Source organism: Alphaproteobacteria bacterium (genome assembly GCA_037146715.1).
Classification (GTDB): Bacteria; Pseudomonadota; Alphaproteobacteria; order UBA7879; family UBA5542; genus JBAWWO01.
Map to the genome: position 1 here is coordinate 1 of JBAWWO010000013.1, position 20,746 is coordinate 20,746.

The 20,746-nt window shown below is 44.6% G+C and carries 22 protein-coding genes; 17 read left to right on the forward strand and 5 right to left on the reverse strand.

Going from position 1 to position 20,746, the window contains the following annotated elements:
• Nucleotides 1–185: 185 nt before the first annotated feature.
• Nucleotides 186–791, forward strand: a complete 606-nt coding sequence (locus WCG05_04635) for a hypothetical protein (protein ID MEI8321274.1) — start codon at nt 186–188, stop codon at nt 789–791.
• Here the strand turns inward: WCG05_04635 and WCG05_04640 are convergent.
• Nucleotides 788–1,672 carry a DMT family transporter gene (locus WCG05_04640; protein ID MEI8321275.1) on the reverse strand — a complete coding sequence of 295 codons (885 nt, stop codon included), beginning with the start codon at nt 1,670–1,672 and terminating at the stop codon, nt 788–790. The two genes, WCG05_04635 and WCG05_04640, sit on opposite strands and share 4 nt — an antisense overlap.
• 189 nt (nt 1,673–1,861) lie before the next feature.
• On the opposite strand from WCG05_04640, the gene WCG05_04645 reads away from it, so the two are divergent.
• The 3 genes from WCG05_04645 to WCG05_04655 all read left to right on the forward strand — a co-directional run bounded on the left by WCG05_04645 (nt 1,862) and on the right by WCG05_04655 (nt 3,188).
• Nucleotides 1,862–2,443, forward strand: coding sequence for a head-tail connector protein (locus tag WCG05_04645; GenBank protein ID MEI8321276.1), 582 nt, complete (start codon nt 1,862–1,864; stop codon nt 2,441–2,443).
• Entirely contained in the window at nt 2,444–2,662 is a 219-nt protein-coding gene (locus WCG05_04650; GenBank protein MEI8321277.1) for a hypothetical protein, read from the forward strand. It abuts the gene before it with no gap.
• A 124-nt stretch (nt 2,663–2,786) separates the two neighbouring features.
• Nucleotides 2,787–3,188 (forward strand): hypothetical protein, encoded by a 402-nt coding sequence (locus tag WCG05_04655; GenBank protein MEI8321278.1) that lies wholly within the window; start codon nt 2,787–2,789, stop codon nt 3,186–3,188.
• A gap of 27 nt (nt 3,189–3,215) precedes the next feature.
• On the opposite strand, the gene WCG05_04660 is transcribed toward WCG05_04655, so the two are convergent.
• Nucleotides 3,216–4,103: an EamA family transporter gene (locus tag WCG05_04660; GenBank protein ID MEI8321279.1), complete on the reverse strand. Its 888-nt coding sequence runs from the start codon at nt 4,101–4,103 to the stop codon at nt 3,216–3,218.
• Nucleotides 4,104–4,222: 119 nt separating this feature from the next.
• On the opposite strand from WCG05_04660, the gene WCG05_04665 reads away from it, so the two are divergent.
• The 5 genes from WCG05_04665 to WCG05_04685 all read left to right on the forward strand — a co-directional run bounded on the left by WCG05_04665 (nt 4,223) and on the right by WCG05_04685 (nt 7,315).
• Nucleotides 4,223–5,263 carry a PDDEXK nuclease domain-containing protein gene (locus WCG05_04665; protein ID MEI8321280.1) on the forward strand — a complete coding sequence of 347 codons (1,041 nt, stop codon included), beginning with the start codon at nt 4,223–4,225 and terminating at the stop codon, nt 5,261–5,263.
• The gene (locus WCG05_04670) at nt 5,260–5,781 is read left to right on the forward strand and encodes a hypothetical protein (GenBank protein ID MEI8321281.1); all 522 of its coding nucleotides are present in this window, start codon (nt 5,260–5,262) and stop codon (nt 5,779–5,781) included. Before WCG05_04665 ends, WCG05_04670 begins: the two co-directional genes overlap by 4 nt.
• A gap of 124 nt (nt 5,782–5,905) precedes the next feature.
• Nucleotides 5,906–6,355, forward strand: a complete 450-nt coding sequence (locus WCG05_04675; GenBank protein MEI8321282.1) for a hypothetical protein — start codon at nt 5,906–5,908, stop codon at nt 6,353–6,355.
• Nucleotides 6,322–6,798, forward strand: a complete 477-nt coding sequence (locus WCG05_04680; GenBank protein ID MEI8321283.1) for a lysozyme — start codon at nt 6,322–6,324, stop codon at nt 6,796–6,798. The genes WCG05_04675 and WCG05_04680 overlap by 34 nt, the downstream gene beginning before the upstream one ends.
• A 31-nt stretch (nt 6,799–6,829) precedes the next feature.
• Entirely contained in the window at nt 6,830–7,315 is a 486-nt protein-coding gene (locus WCG05_04685; GenBank protein ID MEI8321284.1) for a hypothetical protein, read from the forward strand.
• Here WCG05_04685 and WCG05_04690 read toward each other — a convergent pair.
• Nucleotides 7,302–8,195 (reverse strand): EamA family transporter, encoded by an 894-nt coding sequence (locus WCG05_04690; protein ID MEI8321285.1) that lies wholly within the window; start codon nt 8,193–8,195, stop codon nt 7,302–7,304. The genes WCG05_04685 and WCG05_04690 overlap by 14 nt on opposite strands.
• Nucleotides 8,196–8,310: 115 nt before the next feature.
• Here WCG05_04690 and WCG05_04695 point away from each other — a divergent pair, with 115 nt between their 5' ends.
• The 8 genes from WCG05_04695 (at nt 8,311) to WCG05_04730 (ending at nt 17,017) form a co-directional block, all read left to right on the forward strand.
• Nucleotides 8,311–8,826, forward strand: a complete 516-nt coding sequence (locus tag WCG05_04695; GenBank protein MEI8321286.1) for an HK97 family phage prohead protease — start codon at nt 8,311–8,313, stop codon at nt 8,824–8,826.
• Entirely contained in the window at nt 8,826–10,292 is a 1,467-nt protein-coding gene (locus WCG05_04700) for a hypothetical protein (protein ID MEI8321287.1), read from the forward strand. Before WCG05_04695 ends, WCG05_04700 begins: the two co-directional genes overlap by 1 nt.
• A gap of 45 nt (nt 10,293–10,337) precedes the next feature.
• The gene (locus tag WCG05_04705; GenBank protein MEI8321288.1) at nt 10,338–10,550 is read left to right on the forward strand and encodes a hypothetical protein; all 213 of its coding nucleotides are present in this window, start codon (nt 10,338–10,340) and stop codon (nt 10,548–10,550) included.
• Nucleotides 10,551–10,841: 291 nt separating this feature from the next.
• Nucleotides 10,842–12,026: a phage portal protein gene (locus tag WCG05_04710; protein MEI8321289.1), complete on the forward strand. Its 1,185-nt coding sequence runs from the start codon at nt 10,842–10,844 to the stop codon at nt 12,024–12,026.
• Between the two features lie 83 nt (nt 12,027–12,109).
• The gene (locus WCG05_04715) at nt 12,110–13,876 is read left to right on the forward strand and encodes a hypothetical protein (GenBank protein MEI8321290.1); all 1,767 of its coding nucleotides are present in this window, start codon (nt 12,110–12,112) and stop codon (nt 13,874–13,876) included.
• A gap of 141 nt (nt 13,877–14,017) precedes the next feature.
• Complete coding sequence (locus tag WCG05_04720; GenBank protein MEI8321291.1) at nt 14,018–15,127, forward strand: hypothetical protein; 1,110 nt, start codon at nt 14,018–14,020, stop codon at nt 15,125–15,127.
• Between the two features lie 461 nt (nt 15,128–15,588).
• Nucleotides 15,589–16,305, forward strand: coding sequence for a gamma-glutamyl-gamma-aminobutyrate hydrolase family protein (locus WCG05_04725; GenBank protein MEI8321292.1), 717 nt, complete (start codon nt 15,589–15,591; stop codon nt 16,303–16,305).
• Nucleotides 16,298–17,017 (forward strand): pseudouridine synthase, encoded by a 720-nt coding sequence (locus tag WCG05_04730; GenBank protein ID MEI8321293.1) that lies wholly within the window; start codon nt 16,298–16,300, stop codon nt 17,015–17,017. Before WCG05_04725 ends, WCG05_04730 begins: the two co-directional genes overlap by 8 nt.
• A gap of 337 nt (nt 17,018–17,354) precedes the next feature.
• Here WCG05_04730 and cysS read toward each other — a convergent pair whose 3' ends face one another.
• Together cysS and WCG05_04740 are read right to left on the reverse strand one after the other, a co-directional pair.
• A complete protein-coding gene (gene cysS, locus WCG05_04735; GenBank protein MEI8321294.1) occupies nt 17,355–18,731 on the reverse strand; it encodes a cysteine--tRNA ligase in 1,377 nt (458 codons plus the stop codon).
• Nucleotides 18,732–18,797: 66 nt separating this feature from the next.
• Nucleotides 18,798–20,738 (reverse strand): acetoacetate--CoA ligase, encoded by a 1,941-nt coding sequence (locus WCG05_04740; protein MEI8321295.1) that lies wholly within the window; start codon nt 20,736–20,738, stop codon nt 18,798–18,800.
• Between the last annotated feature and the right edge of the window lie 8 nt (nt 20,739–20,746).

Sequence of the window (20,746 nt, forward strand, 5' to 3'; positions counted from 1 at the left end):
TCATCGCGAAACGGCGAGATCTCAGACTTCTAATGTACGAGATGTACATGTCGAAACCCTCGACCCTGGCTTCACGCGAATTGCCGGCAAGAATATAGGTTTTTCATTCCAGTCATTGCGAAGAAATTCGAAGAATTTCTGTGGCAATCTAGCTTGGGGCGGTAGGCCGCAGGGTGGAACGCCATGTGGCGCGAAAAAGAAAAAAGGAAGCTGGATCACGACGCCCCTGTGGGGCGCGGGATGACGGGGAGGGGGGGCTAGACGACTTAACATTGGAGACAGATATGAATTTTTGTGAACTACAACTACATCTTTCAAATGGAGATGTGATTTTTCTGCCAGATTCCACCCAAAGTCTGGAGGTTTTGGCTTTGGGTGCTTTACGACGCACGGTGAATGGCAAATTGGTTTGTACTGGCACGGGGCTTCAGAAATATAAAAGTGTCATCCAAGGAGAGGGCCAAATTCCTGTTGGTTTTGAAAAACTGGAACGGGGGCAACAGGTGACGGTTCATTGCCTTCAACGATTGTGGCAAGAGGTTGTGGCAGAAGAGGTTTTGTTAAGTCGCCCGGCTGTTGAAGGATCGGTTTTTGCCATGACAGAGAGGAAGGAAGTTGTTCCCCTTGAACAGATTAAAAGGCGGAAATTTAGGTTAGAGGAAGGTATTCCTGAAGGAAAAATTCTTTTAAGCTATCGACCCCTTTTAGAAATGCGCCTGACTAAAATAAGCTCAGAAGGTGAAGAGTGGGGAGATAAACGAGGGTGGAGGTTGAGTTTAGACGAGATTTAAGGCTTGCGATGTCGTTTATTCATTTCCATGTAGGTCATGTACAAGGTGCTGCCGATGATAAGAGCGGCGCCTAATAGGGTGTTTAGAGTGGGCCACTCATTAAACAACAGCCATCCAGAAATGATGACGAAAATCAGTTCCGTATAACGGAAGGGTACCAAGGCTGAGGCATCAGCTGCGGCAAAGGCGCGGAACAAGCAAACTTGAATCAAGTTGGCGCCACTTCCAAGGCAGAAGAGCCAAAACAGCTCACCCATTGTGGGGGTTTTCCAAACATAAATGGCGGGGACTAAGGCTGCTAAAGTGGTTCCCAGGGCAAAATAGAACAACATGGTAATGGTGTGTTCTTGAATGGTGACCATTTTTTTAGCGAGCATATCAAGCATGGCAAACAGAATGGTGGATCCAATGGGAATAAAAATTAGGGGCGTAAAGGCCTCAGACCCCAGACGCATCACACACAAGATCCCCATGAAACCAAAGGCGGCTGCGATCCAACGATTAGCGGTTACTTTTTCGCGTAAAAACAGAATGGCAATGGGCATGAAAAATAAGGGCTGCGTATAAGAAAGAACATTCACATCAGCAAAAGGGAGCAAGATCAAACTGTAAATAAACAGGGCAATAGCCGCACAGCCAATAAGAGCACGCCAAAAATGCAAGGCTGGTTGTTTGGTCTTAAAAAGCGGAAACCCCTTTTGCAGCATGAACGGTAGAACAGTGACCATGCTAAAGAAAAAGCGGAAAAAAGAGATCTCAATCCCATCCAATCGCGTGCCCACAAACTTCGTAATCACGTCATTAGAAACGCTAACAAAAGCGGTCAATATGGCCCAAGTGACGCCCTGAGCATAGCCCGGTGAGAAAATCCATTTAAACATAAGGAAAATGTAGAGAGCTTCCATTCTCCTGTCAAGAAAAATCCAGATTTCACGCGAAGGTCTTTTGGGGCGTTCCTGTAGGTAAGGCGTGGATCCTTGGGGCAAGCCCGCGGAAGGCAATAAAACGAGGCAATCAAAGATAGAGGGCTCGAGAATGGCACTAAAAAAGTAACAACAAAGGAGAATAAAATGACTATAACTGTTTTAGAACGTAAGGGTGATTCTGTTATTTCCCTGAAAGATGCAAAGGCATTTTTACGCATCACCCATGATTTGGAAGATGAGCTTATTCGGTCTTCTATCCAGGCGGCGACCGAATGGGTGGAAGATCAAACAGGCAAGATGCTTCAAGAAAAGAAGGTCAGTTTTGTGATTCCCCTAAACCGAAAAATTCGGGAACGGGCAGGCTTGTTTTTGCGGGTTTGGCACTCAAGTGGGCGCAGTTTATTCTTTTTTCCCATACAGCCCCTGATTGAACTGACCAAAGTTTCTTTAATTTCTATGGAGGGAGAATTACAGGAAATCCCGCCTCAGAGAATTCATCTGAATATGTCAAAGGATCCCGCTTTTTTGATGCTTGATGAATTTGTGGGATGGGGATTTAGGTTTGAATGTTGGGTAGGATATCAGGACAACAGTCTGGTGCCGGGTCTTTTGAAACAGGCTGTTTTACAGGCCATGGCTTGTTTTTATGAAGATAGGAATGACACGAGCACCCTGTACGCCAAGACGGCTGGTCTTTTGACACCCTTTCGTCATGTGGGAATGTAAATGCGGATATCTTCTCGTACCATGCTTCCCGTTGGAGAGCTGTCAGAACCTTTGTTGCTAGAGGAGCGGCAACTACTGCCAGATTCTTGTGGGGGTTTTGAGACCAAATGGAATCCTATTGCGACTGTCTGGGCAAAGGTTGAGGCCCTGGTGCCCTCTCAACCCGATGACCGGTGGGATTTTTCGGAACATCAGCAGACATGCCGCTATTGGATCTAGATTCGACAGGGCGCGCGCTTGCCAGACTTTTTAAGATTTAGACGGGGGCCAGAAATTTTGGTCCCCCGGGCAACACCCCTGACAATAGACAAAAGATACTTTGTATTTCTGGTGGAGCATGAAAATGAACACTCTTGAATCTGTTAAAAATATTATTTTAGAACACATATTTCCCAGTCTAAAAGGTTTAAAAATCCCTGTTTATCAATTTGTTCCCCGGGGGACGGCGGCGCCCTTTGGGTCTATTACTTTCGCGCCAGGGGGCTGGACGAACGGGTTGCCGGCTGGCTATTTTCAGGCCTTGGTTTTTCTAGAGCTGGATATTCTAAGCCCCTATGCGGGCCTGCAAGATTTGCATGAATCCCTAGAGCAAGTGATTTTTAAATTAGATGGCATGAAGTTTCCCTTTGAAGGGGGAGAATTCATCGTAAAACATAAAAGCACTGATATTCAAAGCCAACTAGAGTCAAGGCAGAATGCCCTAAGGCGGGGGGTTCTTCGTTTCGAAGTGAGGTTTAAAACTTAACTTTTTCTTCAACGGCGTTAAGGATAACTACTCTTCAATAATTTTCTCAGCAGAAAGAACTTTTCTTTTCAAGTTCATCTGGTTGAATAATAGACCGGAAAAGATAAGGCCAGCGCCTATGAGACTGAGCGGGTCAGGCACCTCGTTCAACAGTAAAAAGCCGAACAGCATGGCCGATACAGGGGTAAGTAAGGAAAAATGAATAACCGTAGACGTGGGATAAGTTCTGAGTAAGAAACCCCAAATACAGTAGCCTGCAACCCCTGATAAGAATGTAGCATATAAAACAGAAAAAATCGTTCTGACAGAAAGATCAGTCAAACTTTCTATAAGAGGAGCGCCCCCATAAAGATACCAAGATAACCCCAGAAGAGGGAGAGGCGGAATGATATTCATCCACAAGGTTAAATGGATAATGTTAAGATGAGATGTTTTGCGCGTTGCAATATTAGAGATGCTCCAAAAAAATGCAGAGAGCAAAATAACCCCTAATCCATAAAAGGTGGAAACGGTGCCCTCAACTTGAGAAATAATCAAACAAATTCCAGCGCTGGCAATAATGATGCTGATCCAATTCTGCTTATTTGGCCATTCATTCAACCAAAACATAGCTAATAAAATTGTAAAAAAGACATGGGTTTGAGATAGCAAAGATGCAAGCCCGGCAGACAAACCCAAATGAATACCAAACAGCATTAAAGGAAGTTTTAACGTGCCAATCAGCAATCCCATTAAAAAAATAGTTTTCCAACACTTTGGTCGTGGAACGAAAAATAAAAGGGGTAATACAAGAATAGATCTGAGGGCAGAAAACAGGAGTGGCGGCATATTTTCAATCCCAAGCTTCATAATGGGAAAATTGCTTCCCCACATCAGCACCATTAAAAGACCCAAGATGATATGGCTAGTTTTCATCTTTTTATTATACAAAAATTTTGAAGTTATATCATCTATTTTGCAAAACTACCGGTGACATCTTTTAAAAAAACAGCTATTAGGAGGCAACTGAAAAATTCAAAAAATAGGGAAATATCATGACGCTGGATAAATCTTATAAAAACTATATCGAAGTTTTGAAACGAGAAATTGTTACGGCCCGGATTAAAGCAAGTCTTTCGGTCAACAAAGAACTGATTATTTTGTATTGGAAAATAGGCACCCATATTCTGACAATGCAAGAAAAAGAAGGATGGGGTGCAAAAGTCATCGAACAGGTTTCAGGAGATCTGCTAAGAGAGTTTCCCGAGATGCGGGGATTATCGTCTCGTAACTTAAAATACATGAGAGCTTTTTCCAGTAGATGGCAAAATTTCGAATTTGTGCAAGAAGTGCTTGCACAAATTACGTGGTATCACAACATTGCCATTTTAGAAAAATCTAACGAAGAGGAGCAATTGTGGTACATCACCAAAACCATAGAAAACGGATGGTCCAGGAATGTCTTGGTGCACCAAATTGAAAGCAATTTGTATGGCAGACAGGGAAATGCGGTGACGAATTTTAAGGATACCTTGCCGAGCCCCCAATCGGATTTGTCGCACGAACTTATAAAAAGTCCCTATAATCTTGAGTTTTTGAATATTTCAGAGGAAATTTTAGAGAAAGATCTTGAACAGGCCTTGATTGGGAACATTCGGGATTTTTTGCTTGAATTGGGTAAAGGATTTTCCTTTGTCGGGAACCAATATCACATTGAACTAGAGGGTGAAGATTATTATATCGATTTGCTATTTTATCATCTGAAGCTGCGGTGTTATGTGATCATTGAACTGAAAACGGGAAAATTTTTGCCAGAGCATGCGGGAAAAATGAATTTCTATTTGAACTTGGTGGACCATCAATTGCGGCATACAGAAGATAACCCCAGCATCGGGATTATTCTATGCAAAGACAAAAGAAATATCACCGTCAAATATTCTCTAGATGGACTAAAAAGGCCCTTGGGAGTTTCTGAGTATAAGCTTAATAAAGAGTTAGAAAAAAAGATAAAAGAATCTTTGCCTGATGAAAAAGAATTGAAAAAAGAGTTGGGGGAAGAGAGTGGAGAGCTAAAAAAAAATATAGGTTTTTCATGAATTCCAAAACAAATTTAAAACGAATTGTCATTGGGGTAGACCCAGCCGTTTCAACGAATTTTCAAAGTGCAGAAACAGGGATTATTGTGGCCGGTATTGACGAAGATAACACGGCCTATGTGTTGGAAGATTTAAGCGGCAAATTAGGTCCCTCAGCCTGGGCCGGTCGGGTGATTGATGCCTACTGGCAGTATGAAGCCGATCGGGTGGTAACAGAAGTGAACCAGGGGGGTGATTTGGTAGAATACACTCTGCGGAGCTTGGACCCGAATGTTAGCTTCAAAAGTGTGCGTGCCACCCGTGGAAAAGTTGTGCGAGCGGAACCTATTGTGGCTTTGTACGAACAAGAAAGAGTTTTCCATGTTCAATGCTTTAATAAATTAGAAGATCAAATGTGTAATTTTACCGGGGAAGGGAAAGAGTCGGCAGATCGGCTAGACGCCCTGGTGTGGGCATTGACCGAGTTGTTGGTGAAGCCGGAGGAGGTTGTGGTGCGTCCAATGGTCTGGAGCATGTGAAAACCTATCCTTTTGGGGCACTTCATCGCGAAACTGCGGAATCTCAGGCTTCTCATGTACCCAAATGTACATGTCGAAGTCCAAGGAAAGCAAAAAAGAGAGACTATGAAGAAAGGAAAATCACATGCTGACATTACTAGGGTCCCTGTTGGGATTCATAGGAAGTTTAGTGCCCAGCTTACTGGCGTTGATCAGGGAAAAAGCAGACAGAGCCCATGAGCTGTATATTCTGGATCGCCAAATTGAGGTGATGAAACTGCGGCATTCTTACCAGCTTGAGGAAATTAAAATGTTTGAAGATGTGGCAGAAATCAGGGCACTTTATAAATACCCCAGCTCTGTGGGCGTTCCCTGGGTTGATGCCTTAAGCGGCAGTGTGCGCCCCGTTTTGACCTATGGATTTTTTATCTTGTACTGGATTGTAAAACTAAGCCAAATTTTTCATGTTCTACCCCATGTTTATCAAGATATGTCTGTTTCAGTTCTTGCCTATATTTGGCATGAGGAAGATCAAGCGTTGTTTGCTGCAGTGATGGCGTTTTGGTTTGGGCAGAGGGCTTTAAGAAAACCTTGATTCTAGATGTACTCAAAAAATTCGAGGGGTTTTCAGCGACCCCGTATTATTGTGCTGGGGGGTATAAGACGATCGGCTATGGACATAAAATCAGACCTGGGGAAAATTTTGGACCCCTAAGCCAAGAGCAGGCAGAAATATTGCTTCAGAAAGATATTAAAAAAATAGAAGCCAGTGTGGATCGCTTGATTCAGGTGGCGCTGACGGACTTGCAAAAAACGGCGCTGATTTCTTTCACCTTTAATGTGGGGGCGGGGGCTCTGCAGCGATCAACCCTGCGGGCGAAAGTGAACCGAGCAGAGCATGAAACTGTTCCCGCAGAATTATTAAAATGGGTTTATAACAATGGTAAGGCGCTGAAAGGTCTGGTTTATAGGAGGGGGATCGAGGGCAACTTATATCATAATAAGATTGAATTCTTTAGGATTTTTCAGGATAGTTAAAGAAATAACAATCGTGGGGAGATATTAAAAAATGGTCTTTAAAAACTATATGGTCATGGCTGTGCTTATTTTAGGAGCGCAAACGTGTTTGGGGGCTGCAGCGGCTGATGTGGAATCAAAGGTATTATCTAAGAGAAAAATTTTGCGTTTAGTGCGATTAAAAGTGGATCTGGAGTATCGTGAGCAGTGGCAGGAGAATTGGGATCTTGAAACAATTAAAAAGACTGAGCGTATTCGCCTAAGCCCGGAAGCTGTTCAATCGGAACGGCGGAACAGTTTAAGAGAAATAAGAAACGCTAAAAAAATATCTATCATAGCACAAGCAAAAAGAATTGAACTAGAAAGAATTCGGTCTGTTCTGCAGTGGAAATTAGGTCATCTGAAACAAAGACTGGCGTATAAGAACATTTCCCAGTCTAGAGAAGCTTATTTGGAAAATAGACAAGAAAACCTTCAGGATTTATTGGAAAAAATTTCTGCAATGCCCAAAAGGGTATCCCAAACTAGTCTTCAATAATCTTGGTGGTTTCAATGATCTTTTTCTTGAGACTGAACTGATTCAAGATCAGGCCCGTAAACACAAGACCAGCACCGATGAAGCGGATGGTTGTGGGAATTTCCCCCAACAGAATAAAGGAAAAGATCATCCCAAAGGCTGGAACCATCAGGGAAAATGGAGCAACCATGGAAACGGGATAAGCCCTAAGCAAAGTGCCCCACAGGCTGTATCCGCACAGAGTAACCACAAGGCCCCCATAGCAGAAGGCAAAAATAGTTATGCCAGTCATGTTGGTAAAGTTTTCGTAGATCGCGGCAGGGCTATCAACCAAGCACGCAAAAAGAATAAGTGGAATGGGGGGGATAATATTCATCCACATGGTTAGATGAACCACATTCAGATGTTTTGCCTGGCGTGTGACAATATTTGATAGAGCCCAGGCAAAGGACGATCCCAACACGGCAAGAATTCCCAGCATGGTTGCCACATTGTTGTTGGTAAGCGTAATCAAACAAATACCCGCAAACGCTAGCACAAGGGCCATCCAGTTTTGCATGGTGGGCCATTCTTTTAAATAAAAAATAGCGATCAAGAGGGTGAAAAAGATTTGGGTGTGGGATAGCAAGGATGCCAGCCCAGCCGCCAGCCCCAAGTGAAGACCCAACATAAGAAGCCCCATCTTAAAGACACCCACAAAAATACCAACCAAAATAACGGGTTTCCATGTGGAAGGACGGGGAATGAAAAACAAAAAGGGAATGACACAGGCAGACCGTAAAGCCGCAAAAAGGAAGGGCGACATTTCTTTCATACCCAGCTTCATAATAGGCAAACTACTGCCCATTAAAACAGACATCGTTAAGCCCATGAGTAAGTGTTTGCCAGTTAGTTTTTTCATTTAAAAGAACCTCTTCTTTTTCTTAAAGTAAAGCATTTAACTTTCTATTCGTCAAAGTGAAATTAATAGAGGGTTCTGAAAATAAAATCAATCTATAAAAAATAGGGGAACAATAATGCAATCAAAAACAAATCACTCTTTTAAAATAAAATCACTTTCTGAGCAGGGAGTTTTTGCAGGGTATGCCAGTGCCTATACTTTGGATGCCCATCACGAGGTGGTGGAACGGGGGGCTTTTCAAAAAAACTTAACCCTTATGGAAGCAGGCCAAGGCATGCCCAAGATGCTGTGGCAACATGACCCCATGCAACCCATTGGCCGATGGGAAAAAATTGTTGAAAATGACCAGGGTCTTTATGTTGAGGGTAGATTATTTTTGGAACTTCCTAAAGCGCAAGAAGCTTATATTTTGGTGAAAGAGGGCGTTGTGGATGGGTTATCAATTGGGTTTGAAGTCGTGCGGTCAAAAAAAATGCCCAATCATCGACTGTTGCAAGAGATCAAACTGCATGAGATTTCTTTGGTGACCTTTCCTGCTAATACTCAGGCCCGGGTGCAAACGGTTAAACAGATTTCTGACATAGATTGCTTGATCAGGCAAATAGATAAATTAAAAGGGGCCATGGCTTGATGCAGATTTATTTTGCCTGGGCGGGGGTGGGGGAAGAATTTGATTTCCTACTTCACAGTCGCGAAGATGAAGATGTTTTGGCTTTTCGGCTGAGCCATAAGGAGGGGGAATTCCCGGTTCTGGAAGTTGAAGTGCCTTTTGTAAAAACATATGATTCAGATTGTCATCATAAGGTTTTTCTAAGCTGCCCCAAGGGTCTTTTGTTTACGGGGCATGTGGAAGGGATGCCTGTTCGGCAAGAGGGAGATTCCCGCTGGCTTACCTTTGTGGCGAAAAGATCGGATTGGGCGGATCAGGTAGATCGTGGAATTGAAGGGTTGAAAAAGTTACCCCAGTGGGAGCCCCTGTTGGTGGCGCAAGAGGATCACAAGAATCTAGTAGAGGTGCTGAAAAATTTCACGGTAGAGCCACATTGGGATCGGCGGACGGGAGAGCTGACGTTTTCAGATCTGTTTATAGGGCGGCAGAACCTAGATCTGGGTGATGAATTTTTTGCCGATAGTTTAAAGGTGAGCGGTTCTGAGGGGCTTTGTGCCCGGGTTAACATGAGTGCAAAAGTGCAGTGGGTGCAACGGTACGAAGGACTTGTGGATTTAAGCGGCGCTTTTGGCGAACGGGGGATGATCAGTACGCTGACCCCCAGCTTTTTGAAACAGTCTTGGTGGCAGAAGGGGCATTTTTTGCGGAATAGTGGGTACGCCATTTTGAAGAGCGGCTTGAAAGAAGTAAGGGCTGTTGAAATGGGGGGATTGGGGATTTTCCCCCAGCGGAGTGTGGATTTTGAAACGCCAGAGGGGACGAAAAATTTACCCCGGATGTGGTTTACACCCACCCTGATTTTTCATTGGAAATATAGACAAAAACGTCAGGAGATTCTGGAGCTTTCTTTAAGCTTAGCAACCACAGAGAAGGGACAGGAAAAGGATTTTTCTGTCCAGTTGGAAAATATATCCTTTGATGAACCGGTGCCATTATGGCGCCCCCATGAGTGGCATGTGCCCAAAAGTCAGGTTCTGCGAGAGGGAATTCTGTATGAATGCAAACAACTGCACGAAAGTGGAGATCAATTTGACAATAATTTGTGGACTGATAAGGGGGTGGTCCCCTGTGCTTTGGAGGATCCGGCCTCAGCCACCTTTTTCTTGACGGCTAGGGGTGAAAAAGCGGTTGATGCTTTGATTGAACGGGCACGGGCCCATGTAATAAGCAGTCTGCAGACCGTGCGAGTCTATTTGGAAATGCCTTTTGAGGATGCTGTTGATTTGACCTGTGATACGGTGGTGAGCGTGAAAGATGATCGGCTTCCCGGGGGCTGTGTTCAAGGAAAAGTAAAAGAATACGGATTCGTGGGCCAGGGAGATGGAGGCAATTTTTATGCCTATATGACTTTGGGGGTTGTGCCAGAGAATTTGAAAGATGTGGGGATGATTGTGGGGTCAGGTATAGGAAGCCAAGTGAGTTCGTAGGGTATCAGATATGACCTAAAGGGGCAGCTGCCCACGGAAGGGATTGTGAATCCAGCCGCGTTAGAACCCCAAGATTTTGTGCAAGAGATTAAAATAGAAAATGATGCAGAGGATCAAAATATGAGTTTAGCAGGGCAGTCTTTCAAGGGAATTTTTCATGCGCAAAAAATGATGCAGGGGCGGCCAACACGGGTGAGGGTGGTGCTGAGGAAGTTGGGAGGGATAGAATGTCTGACTAGTACCTTTCCTATAAATTAACGATTACTTCGTGAAATTGCGGGATCTCGATTTCATCATGTACATCAGTACAATCAGAAACCTCGACCCTGGTTTCACTCGAATTGCCCACAAAAAATATAGGTTTTTAGGTAAAGAAAAGGAAGCTGGATTGCTTCGTCAGCCTACGGCTTTTTCGCAAGGACGTGGAAGGAGTCGGCTTCGCGAGTCCCGCGGGGGATGGCGAGCCAGCCATTCCTTTCAGGGCACCCTGAAAGGCTGCGACGCACTCCCTTTTCGCCAGGCTAGTTATTAACAAAAAAGGAGAACAAAATGATTAAATGGATTCAACATATGTTTGACGGATCAAAGCAGCCGGCTAGGTCTATGGTGGCCATGCAGTCTTTGGGGCAACCAGTCTGGACGCCCCGCCAATATGATAGTTTGGCAACTGAGGGCTACCAAAATAATGTGATTGCCTTTCGGTGCGTGAATTTGATCGCCCGCAACGTATCTATGCCACCATGTTTACTGTACGATTATGAACATGAGATCGATCAGCACCCCCTGGTAGATCTGATCACACGGCCGAACCCCATTCAAAATCGTGGCTCTTTTTTAGAGTCTCTGGTTAGCTATTTACTGCTGTCAGGAAATGCTTATGTGGAGGCCGTGGGGCGCGAGGGGCAAGTGAAGGAATTACATTTGTTGCGCCCAGACCGTATGCAAATTATCCCGGGTGAAAATGGGGTGCCTAAGGCCTATGTATACCAAATCAATAATAAAAAACGGGTGATTCCTGTAGATGAGGAAACAGGGCAGTCACCCTTGCTGCATCTAAAACTTTTTCACCCTTTAAATGATTGGTACGGTATGAGCCCCTTGGAGGCCGCGGCAGCAGCCATTGACCAGCATAATGCGGTGGGGAGTCATAATCTGGCCCTGTTGCAAAATGGTGGCCGGCCGAGTGGAGCGTTGATGGTGAAGGCTTCAGAGGGACGGCCGGGGGGATCCCTAACGCCGTCCCAACGGGCTACTTTAAAAGATGAAATGCACAGCCTATATGCAGGGGCACAAAATGCAGGAAAGCTGATGATTTTGGAAGGAGATCTGGAGTGGAAAGAAATGGGATTGGGGCCAAAAGATTTAGACTTTGTATCAGGCAAGAATCTTTCAGCCCGGGAAATTGCCCAGGCTTACGGTGTGCCCTCTATGCTGGTGGGGGTGCCGGGGGAAGCCACTTTTGCGAACTATAAAGAGGCTCGGTTTCACCTGTGGGAAGATACGGTGCTGCCTTTGTTGCATATGGTTATGGGGGAAATGAATCGGTGGTTGGTGCCCCATTTTTCAGAGACCCTGTGGTTTACCTATGACGCCGATGCCATCCCCGCCCTTTCCATGCGTCGGGAAACTCTTTGGAACAGAATTCAACAGGCGACTTTTCTGACGACGAATGAGAAGCGTCATGCGTTAGGGTATTCACCTTTGGAAGGTGGGGATCTTTTTCCAATCCCATAAATCAGCACCTACTTCGCATCCTTGAAATAAAATTTTTTAATACATATATGAGTAGTTGTTTTAATGCTTTATAGGATAATTAAATGAAGAAATATTTTGTAAAAGTTGCAATGTTATTGGCCCTTGCTGGTATTGTATTTACCAGTTTTCAAGCTTGTGGGGCGGGACGTGATATTGAAGCGGATGTTGTAAATTTTCTTGCTTTGCAATTTAGGGAGAGAGATTCTGCAGTTAATCTTTCTGGCTCTATATCTCCAGAAAAAAGCGATACCTCAGATGTCTTCGATGAGGAAGAACAGGCAAAGCAAGAAGCTGAAATGTTGATGTTTGTAAAGACTTCCTTTGTTGATAAAAAACTTAACAGAGACCAGATAAAAGCAGAAGAAGAAAGCCTTAAAAACAGGACAGTCAATTTTCACTATATGGGGTTGCCGGTAGACGAAAAAAATAGAACAGTTGCGATCAGTGAGATGAATGAAGGGATTGAAAAAGGGCATATCACTGCCAAGAATTTTCTTACCAGCATTAATGAAGTTTTTCAGAAAGCGTCAACAAGATATTTAGCTGCACAAATGAATAGGCTTCCTGAAAAGAAAAAGCAGCATGATTATTCTTCTTTAGCGCATGTGGCAGCTAAAAGACAAGCGGATGCAATTCGTGAAAAAGCGAGTCGTTTTGTTATACATCCATCACAAGAGGATTGTCCGCAAGAAACAGAGACTCTGCCTGAAAAGGTACACGGTAATAGTTTTGATTGGGGAAATTTTAAAACTCAACTTTCGGCTCATGTTGAGAAAGAAGGTCGAAAAGCTGTGCAAAAAAGAAGAGCAGAATCTGTAGATGAGGACAGTGATCAGAAAAAATCACCCAAAGTTCTAGAATCTAAAACCATAAAAGCTACGAAACCTAAGCAAAGAAGGCTTGTGGTGAAGAGTCAAGAGCCATCTGAATCTGAAGAAGATCTTGACCTATCAGATGAAGACAGCGATTGGGAAAAAACTACTGCAGTTCTAAAGTCTGCGCAAAAAAGAAAAGCGGCAGAAAAGAGGCCTCAAGATCATACGAAGCTTTTAGAAAAATTGAAGGAATTTAAATTTTCTGAAGGCGAGATAGCCCCAGAGTATAGTAAGCTGGCCTTGACCGTTTTAACGGATGGCATTAGGTGTGGAGAGATTACAGCTGAAAATTTTGATAGGGAAGTTGATCAAGTTTTTCAGGAGTGTGCACCCTCTTTTCAGAAATTGGAGGCAAGACAAAAAAGAGATCAAGCAAAAGGCCGCATGGGGAAGGTAGCTGCGCAGTCTAAGATTTTAAGGCTTAAGCCCTATCTGGCTGAGCCCACAGAAGATGAATGTGCGGTGAATACACCGATTCATACTGCAAACAAGGATTTGATCAAAAAACTTTATGATTTTCAGTATAAGGGTTTTATAGATGATGAGCATAGGGGGATTGCCCTTAGCATTCTTGAAAAAAAAATTCAAGATGGCACCATAAATAATGAAAATTTTAAGATTGAGGTTCTAAAGGAATTTAGCGTTCAGTCTTATGCATTTGAGAGCGCCTTGGGTAGATCGATGAAGCCGAAAGCAGAAAAAAAAGAGAAGTCTATGCAATCCTTAAGCCCAGAGGTAGTAGACTTAACGGGAATTGGTGAAAACGACTTTTTGATAGAACCTATTTTTTTGAATCCTTTTAAAATAGACTTAGCTTCACAGGGGAGTCTGACAGGAAGGCAATCTATAGATTTTTCTTTGCAGCCACACGATTTGTTTCAGGACTTGAGTGAAATTCGTGTCTATAAACAAAATATTCTTCTTTCACAACTGGATGGATCTAAATCCTTATAACATAGCAGGCCTTCAGGGAATTGAGCGACAAGATTTTTCCCAGCATATGCAATAATCGCATTCCGCCCATTAAATTTTTGATGTATCTTATTAGTTGAAAAATGATAGATAAAACAACTGGATATAATTATGGAGATGTGAATGGAAAGTTTAAAAAAGAATATACTAATTGGTTTGGTGCTACTAAGTTTTTTTCCTGATTTGAGAGCAGCAGCCGTTGATTCTGAAAACTCTGGCCCTGCTTATTTAAGTCCTGCTGTTTCTAGAAAATATGGTCGGGAGGAGCGATCGCCCCTAAGGGTGGCAAATAGATCTACCAAGACATGGGTTGCAGAAAAATCTTTACCAAAAGAACAGTCAGACACCGTTCAACTGTTCAAACAGTATAGTGTATTAGGAAAAGTTGCTAAAGACACATTTGTTGAGTATTTCCAAACGGTAGGTGTTTCAGATATGGCCCCTAATTTCGAAAATTTTCTCTCTCAACTAATTGCCAAAAAAATGAAGGATGCGCTTGATCAAGGTGGCGTAGATAAAAAAAGTTATCAGAGAAAATTAGGGTCAGAATTTGGGGATTTTATGGCCCAGTACATTTCAACTGCTTTAGAAATGGAACTTCAGACAAGAGCTGTCACATTTTTGAAAAAGGATGTTGAGGATTATAAAACTGCATTGTTTAATCTAAATATGAAAAAAGAGGATCGTATCATTTTTACAAAAGAGTTCTTTTATCAAGTAAACCGAAGCGCTGCAGATGAAATGTTTGTGACACCTACGTGGCCTCTAGAGCGAGGTATGAGACATACTTCTGGACACAATATTTTAGAAACGCCGGCAGAATATGCTGTTTTTAATGATCTGTTCGTTCGATTGCGTTCTAAGATAAATCAGTTAAAAGCCTGGGAAGAAAAAAGTTCAGAGGAAGAAAAAAGTTCAGAGTTTGATCCTGAAGAAATGAATAGGGATTCCGTAATCCTTGAACAACTGTGCTCTATTCAAGAAGCTCATACAATCCTGAGTGAAGTTTTTAATCACTTTTTCTGGGAGAAGAAAATGGAAGATTTAGATACAAGAGCAAAATCTTTCCAGCAGTTGAATAAATCAATCAAAAGGTATAGTGTCCATTTGGGGAATTTGGCAAAAAAATCTGCCAGAGAAGCTGTTCAAACAAGGACAGTTGCATCAATAACCAGAACAGAAGCTGCCAAAGTTTGGGAGAGGTTGATTGTCAAAAATTTAGCAGGGTTTTAAAACCTAGCCTTTTGGCCGATTACTTCGCGAAATCGCAGGTGCGTGGATTCCTAAGGTACCAAGTGTACCTGTCGGAATCCCCGCCCTTTATTTCACTCGTACTCGACGCAAAAATCTAGGTTTTAGGGAGAATGCCTTTTAGCCGACACCTTCGCGAAATCGCAGGTTCGTGAATTTCTCATGTACCCAAGTGTACCTGTCGGAATCCCCGCCCTTTATTTCACTCGTACTCGACACAAAAATCTAGGTTTTTTGAGGGAGTACTCCAAGAGGTAAGGCGTGGGTCCTCGGATCACGCCCGAGGAAAGCAAGAAAAAGAGGGCCCGAGGAAATCAATGGGATGAGATCCTCGGATCAAGTCCGAGGAGGATTGCTTCGTCAGCCTATGACTTCCTCGAAAGGACCGTGAATGATGATGAGGCTTTCTTGCACTTTCTGACTTGTCGTGATAGTTTGAAAATATGAAAAAACCGGTTATTGGAGTTATCTTAGATTTTCAAGAAGAGGGGGGAGGATTCTCATCCTATCCCTGGCATGCCTTGAGATCTAACTATTTTGATAAAATTCGCGATGCGGGGGGCATTCCCTTTGGCATTCCCTGCACCTATCCCAATCCTGAAGATTACATGTCTTTCCTAGATGGTGTTTTGGCCACGGGGGGGAATGATTATGATCCTGTAACGTACAATGAGACTTTGTTATCAGATCATGTTCGCATTATGCGTCAACGATCTATTTCTGACCTGGCCATGATTCGGGCAACTTTAAAGCATAAGAAGCCTCTGTTGGCTATTTGTGCGGGATTTCAAGCTTTGAATATTATCTATGGGGGAACTTTGCATCAGCATCTGGTGGATGATATTAAAACGGAAATTGAGCATAAGGCCACTTGCGACCCTTCAAAACCCGTGCATCCTGTTGCTTTGACACCAGGAACCCATCTGCACCAAATTTTGCATCATGATGAAATTATGGTGAACTCTTTCCATCACCAGGCCCTGAAAAAAGTGGGTCATGGATTGGTGGTGAATGCCATGTCTTTGGATGGTGTTGTAGAAGGGGTTGAAGACCCCCAATATAAATTCTGTATTGGTGTTCAGTGGCACCCAGAATATGGGGTGACAGAAAGTGATACGCAGCTATTTGAAGCTTTTGTAAAGTCTTGTATTCATGAATAATCCTGGGGTTCCACAACGGATCGCTAAAATAATGGCGCGGCTGGGCATTTGTTCCCGTCGTCAGGCAGAGGCCTTAATTTTAGAAGGCAAAGTTTCTGTGAACGGGAAGGTGATTACATCCCCCGCCTTAAATGTTTCAGACCAGGATCAAATTACCTATCAGGGAAAAACCTATGGGGGGGCGCAAGGGGCGCAAAAGGAAAAAACCCGCCTATGGTTATACCATAAACCTAAAGGGCTTATGTGCACCTATAAGGACCCAGAAAATCGGCCCACGGTCTTTCAAGATATTCAGACAAGATATCCCAAACTACCCTATCTGATTTCTGTAGGGCGCCTGGATTTTAATTCAGAGGGGTTATTGCTTTTGACGAATGATGGAGAACTTGCGCGCCAAATGTGCCTGCCCACCAATAAGTTGGTCCGGGAGTATCGAGTCCGGGTGCGTGGTCATCCCACGGTGGATGATTTCAGAAGATTAGCCCAAGGGGTTTCAGTAGATGGGGTCAACTATGGGCCCATCGTGGCAGAGCTAGAAAGCTTTCAAAGCAGTAATTCCTGGGTGTTGTTAAAATTGACTGAAGGGAAAAACCGTGAAATCAGAAAAGTCATGGAGTACCTAGGGTACACGGTCAGTCGCCTGATTCGAATTTCTTTCGGAGAGTATAGGTTGGGGGAAATCAAGCCCCATGAAGTCAAAGAAGTCGAGTAAAAACTTAGCTTTTTGGCCGATTACTTCGCAAAATTGCAGGTTCTCAGATTTCTAAGGTACTAAGTGTACCTGTCGAAATCTTCGTCCTTTATTTCGCTCGTACTCGACGCAAAAATCTAAGTTTTTAGGGGAAGAGCCTTTTGGCTGACACCTTCGCAAAATTGCAGGTTCTCAGATTTCTCTCCCGATTGAATCCCTCGGGCTACGACCCGAGGGTCTTTAGGGGGCGGAACGCACCCCCGTTAGAGCTGTACCCCAAGAAGTAAGGCGTGGGTCCTCGGGTCAAGCCCGAGGAAAGCAAAAAAGAGAGCCCGAGGAAAGCAAAAGATATGTGAGGTTACCTATATTTCCAGGTGGTGCCTGTGGGGGTGTCTTCAAGTAAGACGCCATTTTCTTCCAGAAACTTGCGAATGTCATCAGCTTTTTTGTAATCTTTCTGGCCTTTCGCCTGGGCACGGTTCTGAACAGAATTTTCAATTTCCTCCGGTGTGATCAGCTGGGTTTCGTCCTTTGAGCGCTGGAACCACTGGGCGGGGGAGTGGGACAAAATGCCCAAAAAATTCCCCATGGTTTTCAGTTGGCTTTGTAGATTTTGTTTAGCGGCTGGGTCGTGGCAGGTATGAATTTCTTTGACCAAGGTATGCAGGTGCGTCAGGGCCAGGGGAGTGTTGAGGTCATCTAACAGGGCGGCGAAAAAATCACTGTTTTGAAGGGAGTCATCGGGGGTGCCGTGAAAATCTTGCAGGGCCGTATAGAATTTATCTAGAATGTTTTTCATTTGCAAAACAAGCCCAGGTGTCCAGTTTAGGGGCTGGCGATAGTGAGCGGAAAGCAGGGTTAGGCGAATGACTTCCCCGGGCATTTCATCCAGCAAATCAGCCACTGTGAAAAAATTCCCCAGGGATTTGGACATTTTTTCACCATTTACAATCAAGTGGCCATTATGCATCCACACCTGAGCCATGGTGTCGGTATTGTAAGCGCAGCAAGTCTGCGCGATTTCATTTTCGTGGTGGGGGAAAATCAGGTCAATTCCCCCCCCGTGAATGTCAAAAGGGGTGCCCAGATAAGCTTCCGCCATGGCAGAACACTCAATGTGCCAACCGGGCCGACCGCGTCCCCAGGGGCTTTCCCAACCGGGTTGCTCAGCGTTTGAAGGCTTCCACAAAACAAAGTCTTCTGGGTCTTTTTTATAAGGAGCTACATCAACCCGTGCCCCCGCCAGACGGTCTTCTGTGGGAAGTTTGGATAGGGCCCCATAGCGAGGATCAGACTTGACGTTAAAGAGAACGTGGCCTTCTGCCGCATAGGCGTGGCCTTGATCAATCAGCAGGGAAATAATGTGCAGCATCTGAGGAATATGCTCGGTGGCCTTCGGCGTGTGGGTGGGAGGCAGGGCCCCCAGGGCGCCCATATCTTCGTTGTAAAACAGAGTATTTTGGGTGGTGATTTCTGCAATTGAAATATTTTTTTCCTGGGATGCCCAGATGATTTTATCCTCAATATCCGTAATATTGCGCACATAGGTGACCTGGGGATAGAGCTGCTGCAACAGGCGGAAGAGCATATCAAAAACTACTACAGGACGGGCGTTCCCGATATGGGCCCGATCATAAACCGTGGGCCCACACACGTAAAAACGGACATGCTGAGGGTTCATGGGCGTGAACGGTGCCTTTTGCCGGGTGAGGGTGTTGTATAAGTATAATGTCATGAGGGTAAGGTAGTATGGAATGGATCCTCGGGTCAAGCCCGAGGAAGACAAAAAAGGGATGAATGTCTACAAACAAACAGTCCGGAAAAAATCAAGGGATTCTGGATTGAGTAGAGCCTCAGCATGATGGACCTTACGGCCGCTGATCAGGTCACGCACGGCGAGCTCAGCCAATTTTCCGTTCTTGGTTTTGGGAACATCAGGGGCCTGCACAATCAGGGCGGGCACGTGACGGGGGCTAGCGTGAACACGAATTTGGTGCTTGATGTGCTGGATCAGTTCTGGGGTTAACATAAGATCTGCTTTCATCTTGACGAATAAAACAACCCGTACGTCGTCCTCAAAAGGTTGCCCAACGGCGATGCTTTCCTCAACTTCCGGAATTTTTTCCATCTGGCGGTAAATTTCGGCGGTTCCAATGCGAACGCCGCCTGGATTCAAGACAGCATCAGAGCGGCCGTGAATGATAAGGCCATGGGCTGTAAATTCAGCAAAATCTCCGTGACACCAAATGTTGGGAAATCGATTAAAATAAGCTTCTTTGTACTTCATATGCTGGGGATCATTCCAAAAACCCAGGGGCATGGAGGGGAAGGCTTCAGTGCAAACGAGCTCACCCTTTCCTTGGGAGAGATTATGCCCTTCCTCGTTATAAATTTTAACGGCCATACCAAGTCCAGGCGTTTGAATCTCACCCGCATAAACGGAGGCCAAGGGGTTGCCCAACACAAAGCAGGAAATGATATCAGTGCCGCCGGAAATAGAAGCCAACCCCATGTCGCTTTTGATGTGGTTGTAGACATATTCAAACCCCTCAAGGGAGAGGGGAGACCCAGTAGATGTTAAAAGTTTCAGGGTTTGCAAAGAGTGGGTGTCTTTGGGAGACGCGCCTTCTTTCCGAATGGCTTCCAAGTATTTGGCCGCTGTGCCGAAAAGGGTAATGCCGGCTGCATCCATGTAATCAAAAAGGATTTCGGGCGAGGGCGAAAAGGGGGATCCATCATACAAGGCGAGAGAGGCGCCGGAGGCGAGGGCAGATACCTGCCAATTCCACATCATCCACCCACAGGTGGTGAAATAAAAGACGCGGTCTTGGGGATGAATATTGCAGTGCAGTTGGTGCTCTTTCAAATGCTGTAACAGGGTTCCCCCAGCCCCGTGGACGATGCACTTGGGAACACCTGTAGTGCCTGATGAAAACATGATGAACAGGGGGGCGTTAAAAGGGAAATGCTCAAACTGAATATTCTGCGGCCCAAACTGATTTTGCACCGTGTTCCAGCTTGTGGTGTTTACAAGGTCTGCGGTTTGGGCTGTAGATCCCTCATAAGAAAAAACCAGAGTCTGTTCCAGGGTGGGCAGTTGGGCCTGAATTTCCGATACTTTATCTAAGCAGGAGTGGATTTTTCCTTTGTAAATGGCGTGATCGGCCGTGATCAGAATTTTTGGTTCAATCTGACTGAAGCGATCTAAAACCCCCGTAACCCCAAAATCTGGAGAGCAGGAAGACCACATGGCCCCCAGCGTTGCCGTGGCCAGCATGGCAATAATAGATTCGGGAGAGTTCGGCACGTAGGCGGCAACTCGATCACCTTTTTTCAGGCCAATGCTCTGAAAATACTGAACCATTTTGGAAACTTGGTCGTACAGTTCGGCATAAGATAAGGTGCGTTTTACTTTGTCTTCTGCCCAAAAGATCAGGGCTATGTTGTCATCTCGCCGACGGAGTAGATTTTCTGCATAGTTTAAAGAGGCCTGAGGAAAGAATTCCGCTTCCCACATGTGGGTGGCGCCCTTAATGTAGGGAGCATTGCCCTTGTGGCCTATAACCCCACAAAAGTCCCATACCAGAGACCAAAAATTTTCCCTGTCCTGAATGGACCACTTATACAAGTCTTTAAAGGAGGATAGAGACGTATTGCTTGCCTGGGCCGCGCGCGATATGAATCGTGTCACATTGGCAGAATCAATGGTTTCTCGAGAAGGGGTCCATAGATAAGCAGTCATTTTAAGTC

Excerpts from the sequence above, each read along its gene's own strand:
- WCG05_04730 (MEI8321293.1), top strand. The coding sequence starts at position 16,298 with ATGAATAATCCTGGGGTTCCACAACGGATCGCTAAAATAATGGCGCGG.
- WCG05_04725 (MEI8321292.1), top strand. The coding sequence starts at position 15,589 with ATGAAAAAACCGGTTATTGGAGTTATCTTAGATTTTCAAGAAGAGGGG.
- WCG05_04685 (MEI8321284.1), top strand. The coding sequence starts at position 6,830 with ATGGTCTTTAAAAACTATATGGTCATGGCTGTGCTTATTTTAGGAGCG.
- cysS (MEI8321294.1), bottom strand. The coding sequence starts at position 18,731 with ATGACATTATACTTATACAACACCCTCACCCGGCAAAAGGCACCGTTC.
- WCG05_04650 (MEI8321277.1), top strand. The coding sequence starts at position 2,444 with ATGCGGATATCTTCTCGTACCATGCTTCCCGTTGGAGAGCTGTCAGAA.
- WCG05_04720 (MEI8321291.1), top strand. The coding sequence starts at position 14,018 with ATGGAAAGTTTAAAAAAGAATATACTAATTGGTTTGGTGCTACTAAGT.
- WCG05_04655 (MEI8321278.1), top strand. The coding sequence starts at position 2,787 with ATGAACACTCTTGAATCTGTTAAAAATATTATTTTAGAACACATATTT.
- WCG05_04700 (MEI8321287.1), top strand. The coding sequence starts at position 8,826 with ATGCAGATTTATTTTGCCTGGGCGGGGGTGGGGGAAGAATTTGATTTC.
- WCG05_04740 (MEI8321295.1), bottom strand. The coding sequence starts at position 20,738 with ATGACTGCTTATCTATGGACCCCTTCTCGAGAAACCATTGATTCTGCC.
- WCG05_04660 (MEI8321279.1), bottom strand. The coding sequence starts at position 4,103 with ATGAAAACTAGCCATATCATCTTGGGTCTTTTAATGGTGCTGATGTGG.
- WCG05_04665 (MEI8321280.1), top strand. The coding sequence starts at position 4,223 with ATGACGCTGGATAAATCTTATAAAAACTATATCGAAGTTTTGAAACGA.
- WCG05_04645 (MEI8321276.1), top strand. The coding sequence starts at position 1,862 with ATGACTATAACTGTTTTAGAACGTAAGGGTGATTCTGTTATTTCCCTG.
- WCG05_04690 (MEI8321285.1), bottom strand. The coding sequence starts at position 8,195 with ATGAAAAAACTAACTGGCAAACACTTACTCATGGGCTTAACGATGTCT.
- WCG05_04710 (MEI8321289.1), top strand. The coding sequence starts at position 10,842 with ATGATTAAATGGATTCAACATATGTTTGACGGATCAAAGCAGCCGGCT.
- WCG05_04715 (MEI8321290.1), top strand. The coding sequence starts at position 12,110 with ATGAAGAAATATTTTGTAAAAGTTGCAATGTTATTGGCCCTTGCTGGT.
- WCG05_04670 (MEI8321281.1), top strand. The coding sequence starts at position 5,260 with ATGAATTCCAAAACAAATTTAAAACGAATTGTCATTGGGGTAGACCCA.
- WCG05_04695 (MEI8321286.1), top strand. The coding sequence starts at position 8,311 with ATGCAATCAAAAACAAATCACTCTTTTAAAATAAAATCACTTTCTGAG.
- WCG05_04675 (MEI8321282.1), top strand. The coding sequence starts at position 5,906 with ATGCTGACATTACTAGGGTCCCTGTTGGGATTCATAGGAAGTTTAGTG.
- WCG05_04640 (MEI8321275.1), bottom strand. The coding sequence starts at position 1,672 with ATGTTTAAATGGATTTTCTCACCGGGCTATGCTCAGGGCGTCACTTGG.